Origin of the sequence: Amycolatopsis jejuensis (assembly GCF_000717335.1) — a bacterium.
Taxonomy (GTDB): domain Bacteria; phylum Actinomycetota; class Actinomycetes; order Mycobacteriales; family Pseudonocardiaceae; genus Amycolatopsis; species Amycolatopsis jejuensis.
The window spans coordinates 50,987-70,228 of record NZ_JNYZ01000018.1 but is presented as its reverse complement, the minus strand read 5'-3'; the positions used below and the strand labels follow the sequence as shown (position 1 = coordinate 70,228).

At 70.1% G+C, this 19,242-nt stretch carries 16 protein-coding genes; 9 read left to right on the top strand and 7 right to left on the bottom strand.

Features of this window, described 5'->3' with window-relative positions; translation table 11 throughout:
• Window positions 1-980: 980 nt before the first annotated feature.
• Entirely contained in the window at window positions 981-1,736 is a 756-nt protein-coding gene (locus OO71_RS24545) for an adenosylcobinamide-GDP ribazoletransferase (RefSeq protein ID WP_245633766.1), read from the top strand.
• On the opposite strand, the gene cobC is transcribed toward OO71_RS24545, so the two are convergent.
• From cobC to OO71_RS24525, 4 genes are read right to left on the bottom strand one after another with little or no spacing between them, the layout of a single operon-like run.
• Window positions 1,723-2,745 carry an Rv2231c family histidinol phosphate aminotransferase CobC gene (cobC, locus tag OO71_RS24540; RefSeq protein ID WP_033292228.1) on the bottom strand — a complete coding sequence of 341 codons (1,023 nt, stop codon included), beginning with the start codon at window positions 2,743-2,745 and terminating at the stop codon, window positions 1,723-1,725. The genes OO71_RS24545 and cobC overlap by 14 nt on opposite strands.
• Window positions 2,738-4,090, bottom strand: coding sequence for a cobyrinic acid a,c-diamide synthase CobB (locus tag OO71_RS24535; protein ID WP_033292227.1), 1,353 nt, complete (start codon window positions 4,088-4,090; stop codon window positions 2,738-2,740). Before OO71_RS24535 ends, cobC begins: the two co-directional genes overlap by 8 nt.
• Window positions 4,084-4,698, bottom strand: a complete 615-nt coding sequence (gene cobO / locus OO71_RS24530; RefSeq protein ID WP_033292226.1) for a cob(I)yrinic acid a,c-diamide adenosyltransferase — start codon at window positions 4,696-4,698, stop codon at window positions 4,084-4,086. The genes OO71_RS24535 and cobO overlap by 7 nt, the downstream gene beginning before the upstream one ends.
• Window positions 4,698-6,698, bottom strand: a complete 2,001-nt coding sequence (locus OO71_RS24525) for a putative cobaltochelatase (RefSeq protein WP_033292314.1) — start codon at window positions 6,696-6,698, stop codon at window positions 4,698-4,700. Before OO71_RS24525 ends, cobO begins: the two co-directional genes overlap by 1 nt.
• Window positions 6,699-6,769: 71 nt before the next feature.
• Between OO71_RS24525 and OO71_RS24520 the strand changes: the two genes are divergently transcribed.
• The 6 genes from OO71_RS24520 to OO71_RS24495 are packed head-to-tail and all read left to right on the top strand — an operon-like array spanning window position 6,770 to window position 14,156.
• Entirely contained in the window at window positions 6,770-7,918 is a 1,149-nt protein-coding gene (locus OO71_RS24520) for a bifunctional cobalt-precorrin-7 (C(5))-methyltransferase/cobalt-precorrin-6B (C(15))-methyltransferase (protein ID WP_033292225.1), read from the top strand.
• Window positions 7,915-8,676, top strand: a complete 762-nt coding sequence (gene cobM / locus OO71_RS24515; RefSeq protein ID WP_033292224.1) for a precorrin-4 C(11)-methyltransferase — start codon at window positions 7,915-7,917, stop codon at window positions 8,674-8,676. Before OO71_RS24520 ends, cobM begins: the two co-directional genes overlap by 4 nt.
• Entirely contained in the window at window positions 8,673-9,674 is a 1,002-nt protein-coding gene (locus tag OO71_RS24510; RefSeq protein ID WP_033292223.1) for a Gfo/Idh/MocA family protein, read from the top strand. Before cobM ends, OO71_RS24510 begins: the two co-directional genes overlap by 4 nt.
• Entirely contained in the window at window positions 9,671-10,399 is a 729-nt protein-coding gene (locus tag OO71_RS24505; RefSeq protein ID WP_033292222.1) for a cobalt-precorrin-6A reductase, read from the top strand. Before OO71_RS24510 ends, OO71_RS24505 begins: the two co-directional genes overlap by 4 nt.
• A complete protein-coding gene (gene bluB / locus OO71_RS24500; RefSeq protein WP_033292221.1) occupies window positions 10,396-11,040 on the top strand; it encodes a 5,6-dimethylbenzimidazole synthase in 645 nt (214 codons plus the stop codon). The genes OO71_RS24505 and bluB overlap by 4 nt, the downstream gene beginning before the upstream one ends.
• A gap of 32 nt (window positions 11,041-11,072) precedes the next feature.
• Window positions 11,073-14,156 carry an arabinosyltransferase domain-containing protein gene (locus OO71_RS24495; protein WP_084145254.1) on the top strand — a complete coding sequence of 1,028 codons (3,084 nt, stop codon included), beginning with the start codon at window positions 11,073-11,075 and terminating at the stop codon, window positions 14,154-14,156.
• Here the strand turns inward: OO71_RS24495 and OO71_RS24490 are convergent.
• The 3 genes from OO71_RS24490 to OO71_RS24480 are packed head-to-tail and all read right to left on the bottom strand — an operon-like array spanning window position 14,153 to window position 17,393.
• Complete coding sequence (locus OO71_RS24490) at window positions 14,153-15,658, bottom strand: precorrin-2 C(20)-methyltransferase (RefSeq protein WP_033292220.1); 1,506 nt, start codon at window positions 15,656-15,658, stop codon at window positions 14,153-14,155. The genes OO71_RS24495 and OO71_RS24490 overlap by 4 nt on opposite strands.
• Window positions 15,655-16,278 (bottom strand): precorrin-8X methylmutase, encoded by a 624-nt coding sequence (locus OO71_RS24485; RefSeq protein ID WP_033292219.1) that lies wholly within the window; start codon window positions 16,276-16,278, stop codon window positions 15,655-15,657. The genes OO71_RS24490 and OO71_RS24485 overlap by 4 nt, the downstream gene beginning before the upstream one ends.
• Window positions 16,275-17,393: a nitrite/sulfite reductase gene (locus OO71_RS24480; RefSeq protein WP_033292218.1), complete on the bottom strand. Its 1,119-nt coding sequence runs from the start codon at window positions 17,391-17,393 to the stop codon at window positions 16,275-16,277. Before OO71_RS24480 ends, OO71_RS24485 begins: the two co-directional genes overlap by 4 nt.
• 99 nt (window positions 17,394-17,492) lie before the next feature.
• Here OO71_RS24480 and OO71_RS24475 point away from each other — a divergent pair, with 99 nt between their 5' ends.
• Together OO71_RS24475 and OO71_RS24470 are read left to right on the top strand one after the other, a co-directional pair.
• The gene (locus tag OO71_RS24475) at window positions 17,493-18,389 is read left to right on the top strand and encodes an ABC transporter ATP-binding protein (RefSeq protein WP_051792068.1); all 897 of its coding nucleotides are present in this window, start codon (window positions 17,493-17,495) and stop codon (window positions 18,387-18,389) included.
• Window positions 18,386-19,240 (top strand): ABC transporter permease, encoded by an 855-nt coding sequence (locus tag OO71_RS24470; RefSeq protein WP_033292217.1) that lies wholly within the window; start codon window positions 18,386-18,388, stop codon window positions 19,238-19,240. Before OO71_RS24475 ends, OO71_RS24470 begins: the two co-directional genes overlap by 4 nt.
• The last annotated feature ends 2 nt before the right edge of the window (window positions 19,241-19,242 follow it).

The window sequence follows — 19,242 nt, the reverse complement described above, 5'->3', positions numbered from 1 at the left end:
GGTGCCGGGGTGGTGTTGGGTGCGTGGGATGCACCGAATGCCACATTCGCTGCATCCCGTGCGCTAAACGGCGCACTCGCTACATCCCGGGCACCCCAACGCCACATTCGCTGCGCCACGCGCACCCAACGCCACATTCGCTGCGCCACACGCACCCAACGCCACATTCGCTGCGCCACACGCACCCAACGCCACATTCGCTGCATCCCACGCACCCAACGCCACATTCGCTGCATCCCACGCACCCAACGCCACATTCGCTGCATCCCACGCACCCAACGCCACATTCCCTGCGCCACACGCACCCCAACGCCACATTCCCTGCGCCACACGCACCCCAACGCCACATTCCCTGCGCCACACGCACCCAACGCCACATTCGCTGCATCCCACGCACCCAACGCCACATTCCCTGCGCCACACGCACCCAACGCCACATTCGCTGCGCCACACGCACCCAATGCCGCATTGGGTGCGTCACATGCACCGAACGTCGCATCGGGTGGCGGGGTGGGTGGCGGTGGCGCGCGGGAGCGCGAGCCACGGCGGGCCGTGGGCCGCGCTGGAGGAGGGGCTGCGGGTTCGCGCGGGCAGCGGGTCGCGGCCGGGTCGCGCAGGAGAGCCAAGCGGCGATCATCGAGGGGCGCACGCGGCAGCGGGGCGGCTCATCGCTTCCGGGTGCGCAGAGCAGCGGTTCGCGCCGGGATGCGCAGCGCAGCTCGGCAACGCCCGGCACCAGGATGCGCAACGCAACGCGGCAACACCTCGCCCCAGGATGCACAACACAGCGCGGCAACACCTCGCACCGGAGTGCCCAACACAGCGGGCTACAACGGCGGGGCATAGTTGCGCACGGCGGCGTGGTAGCGCAGGACGGCAAGGTTGCGCCGCACAGCAGGGGCGCGAGTCCAGCGGCACGGCATTGAAAGCGGAGGTAAAGGCTTGAACAGGGCAGCCGTCACCGCAACGGTGGCCGGGCGGTGACCCGGGTCGGGGATGGGGTCCGGTTGGCGTTCGGGACCTTGACCACCGTTCCGGTGCCCGCGCCTCGGCGGATTGATCGCTCGGTTGCCGGGGTGGCGATGGTGCTCGGGCCGGTTGCGGCGGTTCCGCTGGCTGCGGCGGCGGGGCTGGTCGTCGCCGGTGGGGTTGCCGTGGGGCTTCCGGCGGTGGCGGTCGCGGCGGTGGCGCTGGGGGCGGTGGCGCTGGGTAGTCGCGGGCTGCATCTCGACGGGCTTGCCGACACTGCCGACGGGCTCGGCGCTTCCTACGACCGCGCCAAGGCCCTCGATGTCATGCGGCGCGGCGATTCCGGGCCTACTGGCGTTGCCACCCTGGTGTTCGTGTTGCTGGTCCAGATCGGCGCGCTCGCCGGCGCGATCGGCCACGGGCACGGGGTGTCCGCGGTTGTCGTGGCCGTCCTTTGTGGACGGTGTGTGTTGTCGTTGTGTTGTGCGAAAGGGGTACCGTCGGCGCGACCGGAAGGGTTGGGGGCGACGGTTGCCGGGTCGGTGCCGGTCGTGGTGGCGGCGGCGGTTTTCGCGGTGGCGGTGGGGGGTGCGGCGTTCGCGCCGGGGTTGCCGTGGTGGCGGGGGGCGCTGGCGGTCGCGTTGGGGTACGTCGTGGCGGGGGTGTTGCTGGTCCGGTGTGTGCGGCGCATCGGGGGCATCACGGGCGACGTGCTTGGCGGGTGCGTCGAGGTGGCGGTGGCCGCGGCGTTGCTTACGGCTGCGTGAGCAACGCCCGTAGGACGTCCAGGAAAGCGTCGGTGGTGACGCGGTCCCGGACGGCAATGCGCAGGTGATCCGGTCCCAGACCGGGGAAAGTGTCGCCGCGGCGGACGGCGTAGCCTGCCTCGCGCAGGCGGAGACGGAGAGCTGCGGCGCCGGGGATCCGGATCAACACGAACGGGCCGCGCGGGGTCCCCACCACGGGAACACCCAGGGAAGCCAGGCCGGATTCCAGGTAGTCCCGGTCGGATTCGGCGGTGGCGGCCAGTTTTTCCGCTTCCTCCAGCGCCGACGGGCGGCAGCAGGCGATCGTCGCGACGGCGGCCAAAGTGGACACCGACCACGGTGGCTGCACGGCACGCAACCGGTCGATCACCGCGGGCTCACCGAGGACATAGCCCGCGCGAAGGCCCGCCAGCCCCCACGTCTTGGTGAGGCTCCGCAGCACCACCACGCCCGTGATGCGTTCTCCGGCAAGGCTTTCGACCTCGCCGGAGACGGCGTCGAGGAAAGCTTCGTCGACGACCACGATGCGGCCGGGGCGGGTCAGCGTGCGCAGGGTGTCCGCGGGATGCAGGACCGAGGTCGGGTTCGTCGGGTTGCCGACGAAAACGAGGTCCGCGCCCGCGGGAACGGGAGTGAGCCGGTAACCGTCTGCTTCGGACAGGATGACCCGGTCGACGGCGTGTCCGGCGGCGCGCAGGGCGGCTTCCGGTTCGGTGAATTGCGGGTGGACCACCACGGCGTGCTTCGGCGTCAAGGCCGACGCCAGCAGGGTGAAGGCCTCCGCGGCACCGGCGGTGATCAGGACGTCGGAGGCGGCGCGACCATGGCGTGCGGCGACGGCGGCCACGGCGCGAGAGGTGTCCGGGTATGCGGCCAGATTGTCGAGTGCGGCAGCAAGTTCCGCGCGCAGCCAGGAAGGTGGCGCCGACAGCCGGACGTTCACTGCGAGGTCTACCAGTCCCTCGCCGACCTCCCGGTCACCGTGGTGATGCAGGTCGTACTCAGCCATGGGCCACCGCCAGGGAATGCGCGTGTACGCGTTCGGCGAAACGGTCAGCCAGTTCCGGGTATCCGGCCCAATGGACGTGCAGATAGGAGGCATGCAGTGAGGAGGAAGCGAATCCGTCCAGGGTGCGATCCCAGCCCCAGGCCGCGGAGGAACCATGGGCCGGAGCGATTTCGGTGCGGTGGAATTCGTGTCCGGTGACGCGTTGCCCGGCGACGGCGAGCACATTGTCGGCTACCGCAACGGCTTTGCGGTAGCCGAGTTTTCCACGGCGAGTCATGGTTGCTTCCGCATCGACGGCGCCGACCATCGGAAGGTCGTCAAGCGAACGGCACAAATAAAGCAGGCCCGCACATTCCGCGCTCACCGGCATTCCGTCGGCAATTGCGGCGGCAACCGAAGTACGAAGCTCCACATTGGACGATAACTCGGCAGCGTGCACTTCGGGGAATCCGCCGCCGAAGTACAGCCCGGCGCAACCAGCAGGTAAAGCTTTGTCTCGCAAGGGATCCACGTCAACCACATCAATCCCGCGCGCGGCCAGCAGCTCGACGTTCTCGGTGTAGCGGAACGTGAACGCCGGGCCGGAGGCAGCGGCAAGAGTCGCACGTGGACCGTCCTGAACCGGGCCGGGAGTCCACAAAGGACCACCCAGTGGCGGAGCCTGCCGGGCGACCCGGACGACCGCCTCGAGGTCGACCCCGTGCGCCACCCACTCCGCCAGCTCCGGCAGCAACCGTTGCGAATCCGCCGCCCGCTCGGCCGCCGGAACCAAACCGAGGTGACGGCTTGGCGCGTGCACGTTTTCATTGCGGCGCAAAGCACCCAGCAACGGGACACCGGTCGCCGCCAACGCACTGACGATCTCGTCTTCGTGCCGTTGCGAGCCCAGCTTGTTCAGGATTACCCCGGCAATGCGCACGCGGGTGTCGTACTGCGCGAATCCCAGCACCGTCGCCGCGACGCTGCGAGAAGCTGCCGAAGCGTCGACAACAAGGATCACCGGCGCGTCGAGAAGCCTGGCGACATGGGCGGTCGACGCATATCCCTCGGTACCCAGCGCGCCGTCGAAAAGGCCCATCACGCCCTCGATGACGGTAATGTCGGCGCCCGCAGAACCGTGCCGTAGCAAAGGAACCAGCGTGTCTTCGCCTTGCAGAAATGGGTCGAGATTGCGTGGCGGGCGGCCGGTCGCAAGCGCGTGGTAGCCGGGATCGATGAAATCCGGGCCGACCTTGTGCCCGGACACGCGGTGCCCGGCCGCGCGCAACGCAGCCATCAACCCGGCTGCGATGGTGGTCTTGCCGTGCCCGGAACCGGGCGCGGCAATCACCACGCGCGCTACCACTCGATCCCCCGCTGCCCCTTCTGCCCGGCGTCCATCGGGTGCTTGACCTTGGTCATTTCGGTGACCAGGTCGGCGGCCTCGATCAGTTCCGGCGGCGCGTACCGGCCGGTGATCACCACGTGCTGGTGCCCGGGCCGGGAGACCAAAGTGGACACTACGTCGTCCACCGAAAGCCAGCCCCACTTGAGCAGGTAGCTGAATTCGTCGAGTACGTAGAAACCGTGCGCCTCCGCGGAAAGGCGGCGTTTGATTTCCGCCCACCCTTCCTGCGCATTGGCCGCGTGGTCCTCCTCGCTGCCCGGTTTACGCGACCAGCTCCAGCCTTCCCCCATTTTGTGCCATTCGACCGGACCGCCCTGCCCGGTTTCGTCGTGCAGTTTCCCGAGTGCCTTGAACGCGGCTTCCTCGCCGACCCGCCATTTCGCCGACTTCACGAACTGGAAAACGCCGATCGACCAACCCTGATTCCACGCGCGCAACGCCATTCCGAAGGCCGCGGTGGACTTGCCTTTCATTTCCCCGGTGTGCACCGCGAGCAGCGGACGGTTCCGGCGCTGCCGCGTGGTCAGCCCGTCTTGCGGCACCACGGCCGGTTTCCCTTGCGGCATCAGGCAGCCCTTCCCGTTCGTTCGCGTACGGCCGAAGCCAGCGACTCACCGGCCACTTCGGACAGTGGCACGTGCTCGGCACCCAGGTGCCCGGCCAGTTCCGCAGCGAGGCCGAGCCGCATCCGGCCGGTTTCGCAGTCCATCACGATCGTGGTCACGCCGGTGAGCAACCCCGCGGCAGCCTCCGCGCGAGCGACCGCGTCGGACCCGCTCGTGGCGCGGCCGTCGGTGACCAGCACCAGCAGCGGACGCCGTCGCGGATCCCGGATCGCCTCCACGCGCAACACCCGCGCGGCTTCCACCAGCCCCTCCGCGAGCGGCGTACGGCCACCGGTCGGCAGCCCTTCGAGCCTCGCCGCGGCGGCCTCCACGCTGATCGTCGGCGGCAGCGCCAACTCGGCCGCCGCACCACGGAACGTGACGAGACCGACCTTGTCCCGCCGTTGGTAAGCGTCCAACAGCAGGGAAAGCACCGCGGTCTTCACTTCCCGCATCCGCGCGCGAGCGCCCATCGAGCCCGACGCGTCCACGCAGAACAGCACCAGATTGCCTTCGCGCCCCTCGCGCAGCGCGAACCGCACGTCCGGCGACCGCACCTCCAGCCCCGGTCCGGACCTCCCGCGGGCCTGCTGATGCGGCGCGGCGGCGCGGATCGTGGCGACGAGATGCGGACGACCCTCCCGCACGCTGGGCGGTTGCACGCCGATCGTGCGGCCGGTGTCGGTGATGGCGCGTGAACGACGTCCGCGCTCGCCTTCGCCGGTTCCCTTGACGCGGAACACCCTGGCCCGGAACGTGTCCCCCGCGCCGACGGTCTTCTGCGGCGAATCCCCGTTCCCGGGCTGCGGCGGGGGCGCACCGGCCTCAGCACCCGCGTCGTCCGGAGCAGCACCGGCCGACGCACCATCCGGCTGCCCGCCCGGCCCACCGTCCGGTCCACCATCGGGACCGCCGTCGTCCGGCCCATCCGGACCGTCCGGCCCCTCCGGAGGTTGCGCGTCCTGCAACGCCTGCTCCAGCTGGTCCTCCGAAATCCCCGGCGCGTCGAACGGGTTCCGCCGCCGCCGGTGCGGCAACGCGAGCCGCGCCGCGACCCGGATGTCCTCGGTGGTCACCTCGTCCCGCCCGGCCCACGCCGCGTGCGCGACCGCCGTCCGCGCGGTGACGATGTCCGCGCGCATCCCGTCGACCTCGAACGACGCGCACACCTCGGCAATCTGCCGCAGCGCGTCGTCCGGCAGCTTCACCGACGGCAGAAGCCGTTGTGCCGCCTCGATTTCCGCCGCCAGCGCCGCGTCCGAGCCAGCGTAACCGAGCGCGAACCCGTCCGGATCGGCCTCGTACGCCAGCCGGCGCCGGACCACCTCGACGCGCTGCTCCGGATCCCGGCTCGACGCGACCTCGACGGTGAGCCCGAACCGGTCGAGCAGCTGCGGCCGCAGCTCGCCTTCCTCCGGGTTCATGGTGCCGATCAGGACGAACCTCGCCGCGTGCGAAACCGAAACGCCCTCGCGCTCCACCGTCGCGCGACCCATCGCCGCGGCGTCGAGCAAAGTGTCCACGAGGTGGTCGTGCAAAAGGTTGACTTCGTCCACGTACAGCAACCCGCGATGCGCGGCCGCCAGCAGCCCCGGCTGGTAGTCGGTGACCCCCTCGGCCAGCGCTTTCTCCAGGTTCAGCGACCCGACGACCCGGTCCTCGGCCGCGCCCACCGGCAGCTCCACCAGCCGGGCCGGCCGCCGGTGCGCGGGGGCATCGGCCGCGTGCGGACCGTCCGGGCACTGCGGGTCGGCAGCGGTGGGAGCGCAGGAAAACCGGCACCCGTCCACCACGTCGACGCCCGGCAGCAGCCCGGCCAGCGCGCGCACCATGGTCGATTTCGCCGTGCCTTTCTCGCCCCGCACCAGCACCCCGCCGACCGCGGGTGAGATCGAGGACAGGACGAGCGCCAGACGCAGGTCCGGCATCCCGACGACAGCGGTGAACGGATAGGGCTTCAAGAACACTCCCTCGTGGTCGCGGCGTCCGGCCGATCATCGCACAGCGGCGGCCTCGCTTAGGGTGGGAAATCGTGCGCGATGAATCACCCCTGACTGTGGTAGGGATCGGGGCCGGCGGCTGGGCCGGGCTGTCCCCGCAAGCCCGCGATGCCGTGCGGAAAGCCGACGTCGTGCTGGGTGCGCCGCGCCAGCTCGCGTCCCTGCCCGGGGACATCGAGACCCGGGCCTGGCCGAGCCCGTTGCTGCCCGCGCTCGACGAGGTTCTCGCCGAATACGCCGGACGCCGGATCTGCGTCCTGGCCAGCGGCGACCCGTTGCTGTCCGGCATCGGCACCACCTTGCGTGACCGAGGTCACGCCATCGAAGTCCTGCCTGCACTTTCGTCGGCCACGCTGGCCCGCGCGCGGCTGGGGTGGTCGTTCGAAGAAACCGAAATCGTGACGGTCGTCGGCCGCGCCGTGCACCGCGTCGCGCGTGCCCTTGCGCCGGGCCGGAAAGTGCTCGTACTCGGCGGTACGGCGGCCGAACTGCGCGATCTGCTCACCGCCCGCGGGTACGGGAAATCCACCCTGACCACGCTGGAAAACCTTGGCGCCGACGAGCAGATCGCCGACGGCTGGACGCACGATCCCGGCTCGCTCACGGTGTTCGCCATCGGCTGTCAAGGACCGAGGCTCCCGCTCACCGGTCTGCCCGATGACGCGTTCGAGCACGACGGCCAGCTCACGAAACGTGACGTCCGCGCGTCCGCGCTTGCCCGGCTCGCGCCAGCGCCCGGGGAACTGCTGTGGGACGTCGGCGCAGGCGCGGGAAGTGTCGGCATCGAATGGTCGCGCGTGCATCCGCTGAACCGCGCGATTGCGATCGAACGCGATGCGGCGCGCGCGGAACGGATCCGGCGCAATGCGGATACCCTTGGCGTACCGGAACTCCAGGTCGTCACCGGTCCGGCCCCCGATGCGCTCAAGACACTCCCCCAACCGGACGCAGTGTTCGTCGGCGGCGGCCTGACGGTACCCGGGGTCCTCGACGCCTGCCTCGAAACCGGCGCCCGCATCGTCGCGCACGGGGTAACCCTTGAAGCAGAACAGATCCTGGCCGCCGCGTACGCGCGACACGGCGGCGAACTGCAACGGATCTCCGTGGAGCACGCGAAACCTCTCGGCGGGTTCACCGGCTGGACGCCGTCCCGCGCCGTCACGCAGTGGAGCTGGAAATGACCGTTTACTTCATCGGCGCCGGACCGGGTGCGGCCGACCTCATCACCGTGCGTGGCCGCGACCTGCTCGCCCGCTGCCCGGTCTGCCTGTACCCGGGCAGCATGACGCCGACCGCCCTGCTCGAATACTGTCCGCCGGACGCCGAACGCGTCGACACCGCGAACCTGAGCCTCGACGAGATCACCGCGAAACTGGTCGAGGTACACCGATCCGGCCGTGACGTCGCGCGGCTGACCTCGGGAGATCCGTCGCTCTACAGCGCGGTCGCCGAACAGGTCCGCCGGCTCGAACCGGAAGGGGTGCCGTACGAGATGGTGCCCGGTGTACCCGCATTCGCGGCGTCCGCAGCCGTGCTCGGACGTGAGCTGACCGTCCCGGGAATCGGCCAAAGCCTGGTGATCACGCGGGCGCAAGCACGGTCCACCGCAATGCCGGACGGCGAAACGCTCGATAACTTCGCGCGTACCGGCGCCACGCTCGCGCTGCACCTGGCGATCAACCACATCGAGCGGGTCACCGAAGAACTCTCCGCGCACTACGGCGCAGATTGTCCGGCCGCCGTCGTCGCTTTGGCGAGCCAGCCAGGGGAAACCGTGGTCCGCGGCACACTCGCGGACATCGCCGCGCAGGCCCGGGCGGCCGGAATGACCCGTGCGGCCACGATTTTCGTCGGCCGGGTCTTGGCGGCGGGCGGATTTCCGGACAGTTTCCTGTATTCGAGCACCCGTGACCGCGCGAGCCAACCGGAGTCGCTGTGACCGAACTGCGCTGGGGCCTGCTGGCCACCGGGACGATCGCCGCCGAGTTCGCCGCGGGCGTCGAGCAAAGCCGCCACGGCGTGCTCACCGCGGTCGCCGGGCGGTCGGCCGAACGGGCCCGGGACTTCGCGAACCGCTTCGACATCCCGAAAGCCTATGCGGGCTACGAAAACCTCCTCGCCGACCCGGACGTCGACGCCGTTTACGTGGCGACTCCCCATGCCCTGCACGCGGAATGGGCGATCCGGGCCGCGGAAGCCGGAAAGCACGTGCTGTGCGAGAAACCGCTCACGCTCACCGCGGCCGAAGCGGAGAAGGTCGTGGATGCCGCCCGCCGCAACGACGTTTTCCTCATGGAAGCGTTCATGTACCGGCTGCATCCGCAGACCCGGCGGCTGGTCGAGCTGATCGAATGCGGCGCGATCGGCGAGGTCCGCGCCGTGGACGTCACGTTCAGCTTCGATTTCGACGACCCCCGCCTCGCCGATCCCGCGCTCGGCGGCGGCGGAATCCTGGACGTCGGCTGCTACTGCACGTCGCTGGCCAGGCTCGTCGCGCAGGCCGCCACCGGCACCGCGGTGGTGGAACCGACCAGCGTCACAGGCATGGCCCGGCTCACCGACGACGGTGTCGACGAGTTCGCCATGGGCCTGCTCCGCCTGCCCGGCAGCATCATCGCACAGCTGTCCTGCGGGTACCGGCTCGCGCAGGACGACCACATCCGCATCTACGGCACCACCGGCCAGCTGTACGTACCGAAACCCGCGTGGATTCACGAACTGCGCGCGCCGGGCGTGTCCACCATCGTGCTGACACCGTCGGACGGCGAGCCGGAAGTCATCGAAATCGAAGCCACGCAAGGGATTTTCGCCCGTGAAGCGGACTACGTCGCCGCGCACCTCGCCGAGCGGCAAGGACCCGAGCTGACCTGGGCCGAAACCATCGCCAACATGCGCGCGCTCGACCGCTGGCGCGCCGCCGTGGGGTACGGGCGATGACCGTCCTCATCCTTGGCGGCACTGCGGAGGCCCGAGACCTGGCCGCGCAGCTGCACCAAGGCGGGGTCGCGGTGGTCTCGTCGCTGGCCGGGCGCGTAAGCAAGCCGCGACTGCCGGTCGGTGCGATCAGAGTCGGCGGATTCGGCGGCGTCGAGGGACTCACCGCATGGCTGCGCGAGCACGCGGTAACCGCAGTCGTCGACGCAACCCATCCCTTCGCACAACGCATTGGTACCAACGCTTTCCACGCCACCACCGCAGCAGGAGTGCCGCTGCTGCGCCTGGCCCGCCCGGGCTGGGTCCCCGCTGACGGCGACCGCTGGCACTGGGCCGCCGACCTCGAAGAAGCCGCCGCGATCCTGCCCGGCCTCGGCTCCCGCGTGTTCCTCACCAGCGGACGCCAAGGGCTGTCCGCCTTCGCCGACCTGGACCCGCTGTGGTTCCTGATCCGCTGCGTCGACCCGCCCGGGCAGCCCTTGCCGCGACAGCACGAGCTCGTCCTCGACCGCGGCCCGTACGACCTCGACGGCGAACGCGCGCTGATGACCCAGCACGACATCGACGTGCTGGTCACCAAGGACAGCGGCGGCGCGATGACGGCCGCGAAACTCGCCGCGGCACGGGAACTCGGGCTGCCGGTGGTCGTCGTCCGCCGTCCGCCGAGACCGCCGGCCGCGGAAGCCGCAGCCGTCTCCGAAGCCGTCGATTGGGTGCTGAACCGATGAACGAGCAGTTCTACGACATCCTCCGCCGTCGCCGCGACGTCCGCGCCGAGTTCACCGGCGAACCCGTCGACGACGCAGTGCTCACCCGGGTCCTGGAGGCCGCGCATGCCGCGCCGAGCGTCGGGATGAGCCAGCCGTGGGACTTCGTCCTCGTGCGCGACCCGGGCACGCGCGCGGAATTCGCGCAACACGTCCACGACGAACGCGAGGTGTTCGCGTCGTCGCTCGACGGCGAACGAGCGGAGACGTTCTCGCGGATCAAGGTCGAGGGCATCCGCGAGTCGAGCCTCGGCATCGTCGTGACCTACGACGAGCAGCGCGGCGCCCCGGCCGTGCTCGGCAGGCACGCGATCGCGGACGCCGGGCTGTACTCGGTGTGCCTGGCGATCCAGAACCTCTGGCTGGCCGCGACCGCCGAAAACCTCGGCGTGGGCTGGGTGAGCTTCTACCGCGAACCCGTGCTGGCCGCGCTGCTCGGCATCCCGGACGGCATCCGCCCGGTCGCGTGGCTGTGCGTCGGCCCGGTGACGGCGCTCGCCGAGGTCCCCGACCTGGAACGGCACGGCTGGCGGCACCGCTCGCCACTGTCCGGCGTCCTACACCACGAGCGGTTCACGCCGCGTGATCAGGGGTCTGCGTAAGACCCCCGGTCACACCCGTTAGCGTTGCGCTGATGCGTCCGATTGCCGTAGTGCTGGGGTTGCTTTCGGCGCTGTGCGCCCTGGCCTATCCCTTCCTGCCGGTCGTGCAGGACACCGCGGTGATCGCGTGGCCGCAAGCCTCCGACACCCGGTCCGTCAACGCGCCCTTGACCGGATATTGGGCACAGGACCTGAAAGCGGACCTGCCGTGCGCCACGATCCGCTCGCTCGACGCGCGGACGAACGGCCCGGCGCTGCTTTTCTCGACCGTGCCGGACGGGCGCACCGGGAAACGCGCGGCCAACGGCGTCGGCCTGCAGCTGCGCGTGGACAACGGCGTGCTGCTCGCATCCAGCCAGGGACAGCAGATCGCGCAGCAGCCGCTGCCTGAGTCGGGCTGCTCGGTGCGCCTCGCGGCCGACGCGACCCAGATGACGCTCACGGTCGGCGAAACCCCGATCTTCCACAGCTCCGGCGACGTCCGGCCGCGCGTGCTCGGCATCTACTCCTCGATCACGTCCGCGCGCGACCCGATCGCCGGGCTGCACGTCTCGGTGGTCCCCGACACCCGGTACCAGACTTCGCCGACACCGCTGAAGGTCGGCGTCGGCATCCTCGCCGTGCTGGCGTTGCTCGGCTGCCTGATCGTGGTGTGGCGGATGGACGCCGGGTTCGCGCGGCGCGCACCGCGGTGGGCGCCGGTGGGCTGGTGGCGGCTGACCGGGCGCGACGCGACGGTGTTCGGCGTGCTCGGCGCGTGGGTCTTCATCGGGCCGGTGACCTCGGACGACGGGTACATCCTCACGATGGCCCGGGTCACCGAGGCGACCGGGTACCTCACGAACTACCACCGCTGGTTCGGCGTCGCGGAGGCGCCGTTCGGCTGGTTCTACCACCTGTACGAGCTGATGACGCACGTCAGCACGGTGCCGCCGTGGATCCGGCTGCCCTCGTACCTGCTCGGTGTGATCAGCTGGCTGCTGATCAGCCGCGAGGTCATGCCGCGGCTGGGTACGCAGGTCCGCGGCAGCCGCGCGGCGGGCTGGGCGGCCGCGGCGGTGTTCCTGGTCTGGTGGATGCCGTTCAACAACGGCGTCCGGCCCGAACCGGTGGCCGCGCTGGGGTCTCTGCTGGCGATCTGCGCGGTGGAACGCGCGCTCGTCACCCGCCGGTTGCTGCCGGTGTGCCTGGGGTTGACCGCAGCCGCGTTCACGCTCGCGGCGACGCCGACCGGGCTGATCGCGGTCGCACCGTTCCTGGTCGCCGGGAAACCGCTGTTCAAGCTCGTCCGGCAGCGGGCGTCGAGCGGCTGGCTGCCGGTTCTCGGGCCGATCGTGGCGTCCGGATTGCTGGTGCTGGTGGTGGTGTTCGCCGACCAGACGTTCGCGACCGTGCAGGAAGCCACCCGCATCCGCACCGCGGTCGGCCCGAACCTGTCGTGGTTCCAGGAACTCACGCGCTACCAGCTGTTGTTCGAGAATCTGCCGGACGGCTCGGCGCCGCGGCGGTTCCCGGTGCTGCTCGTGTTGCTGTGCACGATGACGTGTCTCGTGGTGCTGCTGCGCCGCGGGCGAATCCCGGGCGCGGCGCTCGGGCCGAGCCGGCGGCTGATCGCCACCACCGCGTTGTTCTTCCTCCTGCTCGCCTTGACACCGACGAAGTGGACGCATCACTTCGGTGCCTTCGCCGCGGTCGGCGCGTCAATGGCGGCGTTGACCGCGCTGGCGACAAGTTCGACGGTGTTGCGGTCCAACCGGAATCGCGCGGCGTTTCTGGCCGTGTTGCTGGCGGTCGGCGCGTTGGCGGCGACCGGGCCGAACACGTACTGGTTCGTGTCGCGGCTTGGCGTGCCGTGGACGAACGTCGCGCCGTCGATCGGCGGGATTCCGCTGTCGACGATTCTGCTCGGTGCTGCTGCGGTCGCGGGGATTTACGCGTTCGTGGAGAACATTCGCGCGCATCGGCCGGGTGCGGCGGCCGCGCCGGAAGGCGGGAGCCGGTCGCTCCGGCTCGGGTCGCTGTCGCTGGTCGTGGTGTGCGGTTTGGTTGCGGCAGGCGAGTTTTACACGATGGCAGCGGCGATCTACACGCAGCGCAGCAGTTACAGCCTGGGCGCGGCGAACGTCGGGCATCTGTTCGGCAAGAGCTGTAACCTGTCCGACCACGTGATGGTGGAACGCGACGCCGCGACGAGTGTCCTGCATCCGCAACCGGAACAGCGCACGGTGCCCGCGAAGCCGGAGAAGCCGTCGCCGCTGCCGACCCCGGATCAGGACAACGGCCGCGTCCAGCTCGGCTTCCACACCAGCGCAGTCGACGACAAGGACCCGCTCGCCGAGCCGCCGCACGGGTTCACGCCGGAGAAGGTGCCGATGTGGAGCAGCTACCTCGACACGCAGACCCGCGCCGGACGGCTGCGCAGTGACTGGTATGCGCTGTCGGACAAGCCTGCCGGTGGTCAGGTCGTGGTGGCCACCGCGAGCCAGGCGCGCCGTCCGACGACGGTGAGCCTGGAGTACGGCACGAATACTCCGGCCGGGGTGCGCGTGCTGCGCAGCCAGTTCGTGCTCGCGCCCGGCGCGGGGACCGGCAGCTGGAACGACACGCGGATCAATCTCCGTGACCTGCCACCGGAAACCACGTCGGTGCGCATCTCCATCGTGGACGACGACCTCACCGAAGACGGCTGGGTCGCCGCGTCCGCCCCACGCGTGCCGACGTTCACCACCCTCACCGACAAACTCGCGGGCAAATCGGTGTACCTCGACTGGCCCGCGTCGTTCGTGTACCCGTGCGCGAACCCGGTCACGTCGCACGACGGCATCTCGGCGATGCCGGATTACCGCATCACCGCAGGTCAGCTGGCCGACGAGGCAAAGTGGGCGTCGAGCACCAACGGCGGCCCGATCGGCTGGCTCGAGGAGATCGCGGACGAACCCGAGGTGCCGAGCTACCTGATCGGCCAGCCGGCCCAGTCCTGGGGCCAGCTACTGCAGGTGGAGCCGTACACGACCGGAGTCGCCCCGACGATCGTGCACGGCGAGCGCACGGTGTGGGGTTGGTGGTCACCGGGGCCCGGGCCGTCACAGCCGAACGGCAAGGATCCGACGCGTTAGTAGGTGCGCGGAGTCCACACGATCGACGTCCCATCGGGGCCTGGTTCGGCGACCGTTTTCGACGAACCCACGATCAGCAGGCACCGCATGTCCACAGTGGACGGATCCAGCTCACCCAGAGTCGTCACCCGGATCTCCTCCTCCGGACCACCGACATCCCGCGCGACCACCACCGGCGTCTCCGGCGCCCGGTGTCGCAACAGGACTTCCCGCGCCGACGCCAGCTGGGTCACCCTCGTGCGCGACGCCGGGTTGTACAGCGCCAGCACCAAATCCGCCGCGCCCGCCGCGTCGAGGCGGCGTTCGATGATCTCCCACGGCTTGAGCCGGTCCGAAAGGGACAGTACGCAATAGTCGTGCCCCAGCGGTGCGCCCACCCGGGAAGCCGCCGCCTGTGCCGCCGTCACGCCGGGTACGATCCGCACTCGCACACCGCTACCATGTCCGGCCGAAACCTGTTCCAGCACCGCGGAAGCCATCGCGAACACCCCGGGGTCGCCCGACGACACCACGGCCACCTTCGCGCCGGAAGCCGCCAGCTGCAACGCTTCCACCGCGCGGTCCGCCTCGACCCGGTTGCCCGACGCGTGTCGCTGCTGACCCGCCCGCTGCGGCACCCGCGCGACATACGGTCCGTAGCCGACAATGTGATCCGCCGCAGCCAATTCCGCCGACGCTTCCGGCGTCAGCCACTCCGGACCAGCCGGACCGAGCCCGACCACCACGACCTCGCCACCGTCCACATGAGACGGAGCTTCAACCGGAGCACCCTCCACTCGCGACCGATAAGCCGGACTGGGCAATAGTGCCAACGAGAAATACGGCACCGAAGCCGGATCGACGTCCGCGAACGGCTCGACCCGTTGCTGTCCCCAGGTCGCCCGCTCGACGTACCACGCGTCGTCGAGCTTGCCCGCTTCCGCGAGCGCTTCACGGACAGAACCGAAGGTACGCCCCAATTTCAGCACCGCAGCGGCGTCCGTGTCGGCGAGCCGCCGCGCCAATTCGGGCGCTGGCAACGTTCCGGGCAGCACTGTGAGCACCTCGTCGCGCTGCACCAGCGGACGGCCGAGCACCGACGCCGCTGCGCTCACCGACGTCACCCCCGGCACGACTTCCGCGTGGAACCGGCCGGAAAGCCGCTCGTGCATGTACATGTAGGAGCCGTAGAAGAACGGGTCGCCCTCGCACAGCAGCACCACGTCACGTCCGGCGTCCAGGTGCTCGGCGAGCTTTTTCGCGCTCAGCTCGTAGAAATCGGCGATCGCGCCCTCGTACCCGCCGGGGTGATCGGTGGTCTCGGTGGTGACCGGGTAGACCAGCCGTTCCTCCACCTGACCCTCACGCAGGTACGGCTCGGCGACCGACCGCGCAATGCTGCGGCCGTGCCGCGCGCAGTGGTATGCGATGACCTCCGCCTCGCCGATCAGCCGCGCCGCCTTCACCGTCATCAGTTCCGGATCGCCGGGACCCAGCCCGACGCCGTACAGCCGCCCGGTCATTCGGCCGCACTCGCGATCGCGTTCACCGCGCCGACCGCCATCGCGCTGCCGCCGCGACGGCCGTGTACCACCAGGTACGGTGCCGGCGCCCGCTTCGCAAGCTCCACTTTGGACTCCTCCGCACCGACGAACCCCACTGGTACCCCGATGATCGCGGCCGGGGCGCCAACGCCCTCGTCGAGCAGTTCCAGCAGCCGGAACAACGCCGTGGGTGCATTGCCGATCGCCACCACCGACCCGGGCAGCCGGTCGCGCCACAGCTCCAGCGCCGCGGCCGACCGCGTCGTCCCCATCCGCTCGGCGAGCCCGGGCACGCTCGGATCGTCAAGAGTGCACACGACATCGTTGCGCGCGGGCAGCCGTTTGCGCGTGATCCCGCTGGCGATCATCTTCGCGTCGCACAGGATCGGCGCGCCTGCCTCCAGCGCCGCGCGGCCCGCTTCGACGACGTCCAGCGAGTACCGCAGGTCGTCGACGAGGTCGACCATCCCGCAGGAATGGATCATCCGCACCGCGACACCCGCGACGTCGTCAGGCAGGATCGCCAGGTCCGCCTCCTCGCGGATCGTGGCGAACGAGTGCCGGTAGATCTCGGCCCCGTCCCGCAGGTAGTCGATCACGAAGGTCCCTTTCTCGCCAACGCCTCCGCCAAACCGGACGCCGGGGTCCAGCGTCCGTCGACACGGTAGCCGCCGGGTTCGGCAACGACGTCATGGTGGGTCCCCGACGGCCGTCCGCACCGCCGCGCGCAGCCTGCGACATGCGCGCGTACGCCGACCAGCTTCGCCGCATCCGCCCGGACGTCGGCGAGAGACTTCGCACACCCCGGCGCGCCGATGCAGGCGGTAAGGTCCGCTGTCGCCGGATCGGTCGAAAGACCCGCTGCCTGCAGGTATTCGACGTCCGCGCCGCCGGGTAGCAGCACCGAACGCCAAGGGGTGACCAGCGCGTCGCCGCAGTCGGCGAGCGTCCGCAACTGCGCGGCCGTCACCTGTCCGAACCGTGGTGCGACGCCGATCGCCACGCCGCCGTCGTCACGCTGAATCCGCCCGACCGTCGGGTCGACCCGCGTCGGAAGCTCCTGTGGTATGTCGCGCGGACCGTCCGGCAGCAGTCCCGCGGGATCGGCCAGCTCGCCGACTCGCCATCCCGAACCTCGCGTCCGCGCAAACGTTTCCGCCACTGTGAGCAACGCTGTGACCGCGTCTTCTCGCTTGATCCGCCAACCCGAATCGCGCCCGGCAAGCATGACCGTGCCGATCGTTCGAGAGAGCGCCCGCCAGCAAACGTCGGTGCCCACGACGTCGCCGCGCCCGTCGTCGAAACCGAACAGGAACCGTCCGGGCAGCTCGGCGAGTTCCGGACGCGCGCACAAGGCAAGATCGAGTTCCGCAGCCAGCCCGCGGACGTCGGCGAGCCCGCCGGACACCCCGCTCAACGGCGAGGCCAGCACGTTCCGGACCCGTTCATGGCTCGGCGACGGCAGTAACCCGGCTTCCGCCAGCCGTCCCGCGAGCCCCGGCCGCCGCACGCCACGCAGCTGGACATTCGCCCGCGAGGTCAGATGCACATTGCCGTCGCCGAGCTCCTCCGCGCACGCGGCCAGCGCCCGTAACCGGTCCGCCGACACGACGCCGCCGGGTAACCGGACGCGCGCGAGCGGGCCGTCCGCTGCGTCGTGCGTGGCGAAAACCCCGGGACAGGCGTCGGCGCGCACGCGGGCAGGGCTGGACATGCCGCTCACTGTAACCCGGGCGCGAGTCAGCAGGATTGCTCTCAAATGTAGTAGGTATGCTACATTCAATCGTACAGGCAAGATGGGGGGGTTGGTTCGATGAGAGATCAAGAAGACGTCGTGCTGCGCGTCGATGACCTCTGGATGCGCTACGGGTCGAACGATGTCCTGCACGGCATCTCGTTCACCGCGCACCGCGGCGAGGTGCTGTGCCTCCTGGGACCCAACGGCGCAGGCAAGACCACGACGATCGAAATCCTCGAAGGGTTCCGGATGCGGTCCGCAGGCGAGGTGTCCGTGCTGGACACCGACCCGGCGCGCGGCGGCGAAGACTGGCGCGCGCGGCTCGGCGTCGTCCTGCAGTCCTGGCGTGACCACGGCAAATGGCGCGTGTACGAACTGCTGGACCTGCTCGGTGCGTTCTACTCGCCCTACTCCACCGACCGGATCCGGCGGCCGTGGGACACCGCCGAACTGGTCGAGGCGGTCGGGCTCACCGAGCACGCGAACAAGAAGATCCGGCAGCTGTCCGGCGGGCAACGGCGCAGGCTCGACGTGGCCATCGGCATCGTCGGCCGCCCCGAGCTGCTGTTCCTGGACGAGCCCACGGCCGGGTTCGATCCGCAGGCGCGGCGCGAATTCCACGACCTCGTGCACCGGCTGGCCGACGACGAAACCACGATCCTGCTCACCACGCACGACCTCGACGAGGCCGAGAAGCTCGCCGACCGGATCATGATCCTGAGCGGCGGCTCGATCGTCGCCAATGGTTCGCCGGACCAGCTGAGCAGGCAGATCGCGGGCGAGGCCGAGGTGCGCTGGACCGTCGACGGGCAGCGATTCGTGCACTCCACCACGGAAGCGACGAAGTACGTGTACGAACTGTTCAAGCAGCACGGCGAAGCGGTCGCCGATCTGGAGGTCCGGCGGGCTTCGCTGGAGGAGACGTACCTCACGCTCGTGCAGCGCGCCGAATCCGGGGCGGTGCTCCGATGAACGCGACCGCGCAAGGGACCGCGATGCGGGTCGGGCTCCGCCGCGGGCTCATCGAGTTCCGTCAGCAATGGACGAACCGCGACGACCTGATGGGCCAGATCGTCTGGCTGGCCATGATCTTCGGGACGTTGTTCTTCATGCGCGACGCGCATCTGCCGGGCACGACGTTCTCGCTGGGGACCGCCACGGTGCCGAGCGTGATCGGGGCGGGCATCGTGTTCAACGGCCTGTCCGGCCTGGCCGGCGCGCTGATCGTCGACCGCGAGGACGGCACGCTGCTGCGCGCCAAGGCCACGCCCAACGGGATGCTCGGCTACCTCGTCGGCAAGATCACGTCGTTCTCGATGGTGCAGACGGCGGGGGTCGTCGTCATGCTGGTGCCGGCGCTGTTCCTGTTCTCCGGGCTGGCCCCGGGCGGGTTCTGGTCGTTCCTGCACCTGCTGTGGGTGCTCGCCGCCGGGCTCGTCGCGACGATGCCGATCGGCGCGGCCATCGGGTCGCTGATCCAGGACTCCCGGATGATGGGCCTGGTCATGCTGCCGGTGCTCGGGCTCGGCGCGATTTCCGGGATCTTCTACCCGATCACCGCGCTGCCGGGCTGGCTGCAGGACGTCGCCCAGGTGTTCCCGATGTACTGGCTCGGCCTCGGCATGCGCTCGGCACTGCTGCCGGACCAGGCGGTGGTGGTGGAAATCGGGCAGTCGTGGCGGCCGTGGGCGACCCTGGGGGTGCTCGCGGCGTGGGCCGTGATCGGATTGGTGCTGGCCCCGATCCTGCTGCGGCGGATGGCGCGACGCGAATCGGGGTCGTCGGTGGCGGCGCGTCGGGAAAGGGCACTGCAGCGTGTGTGATC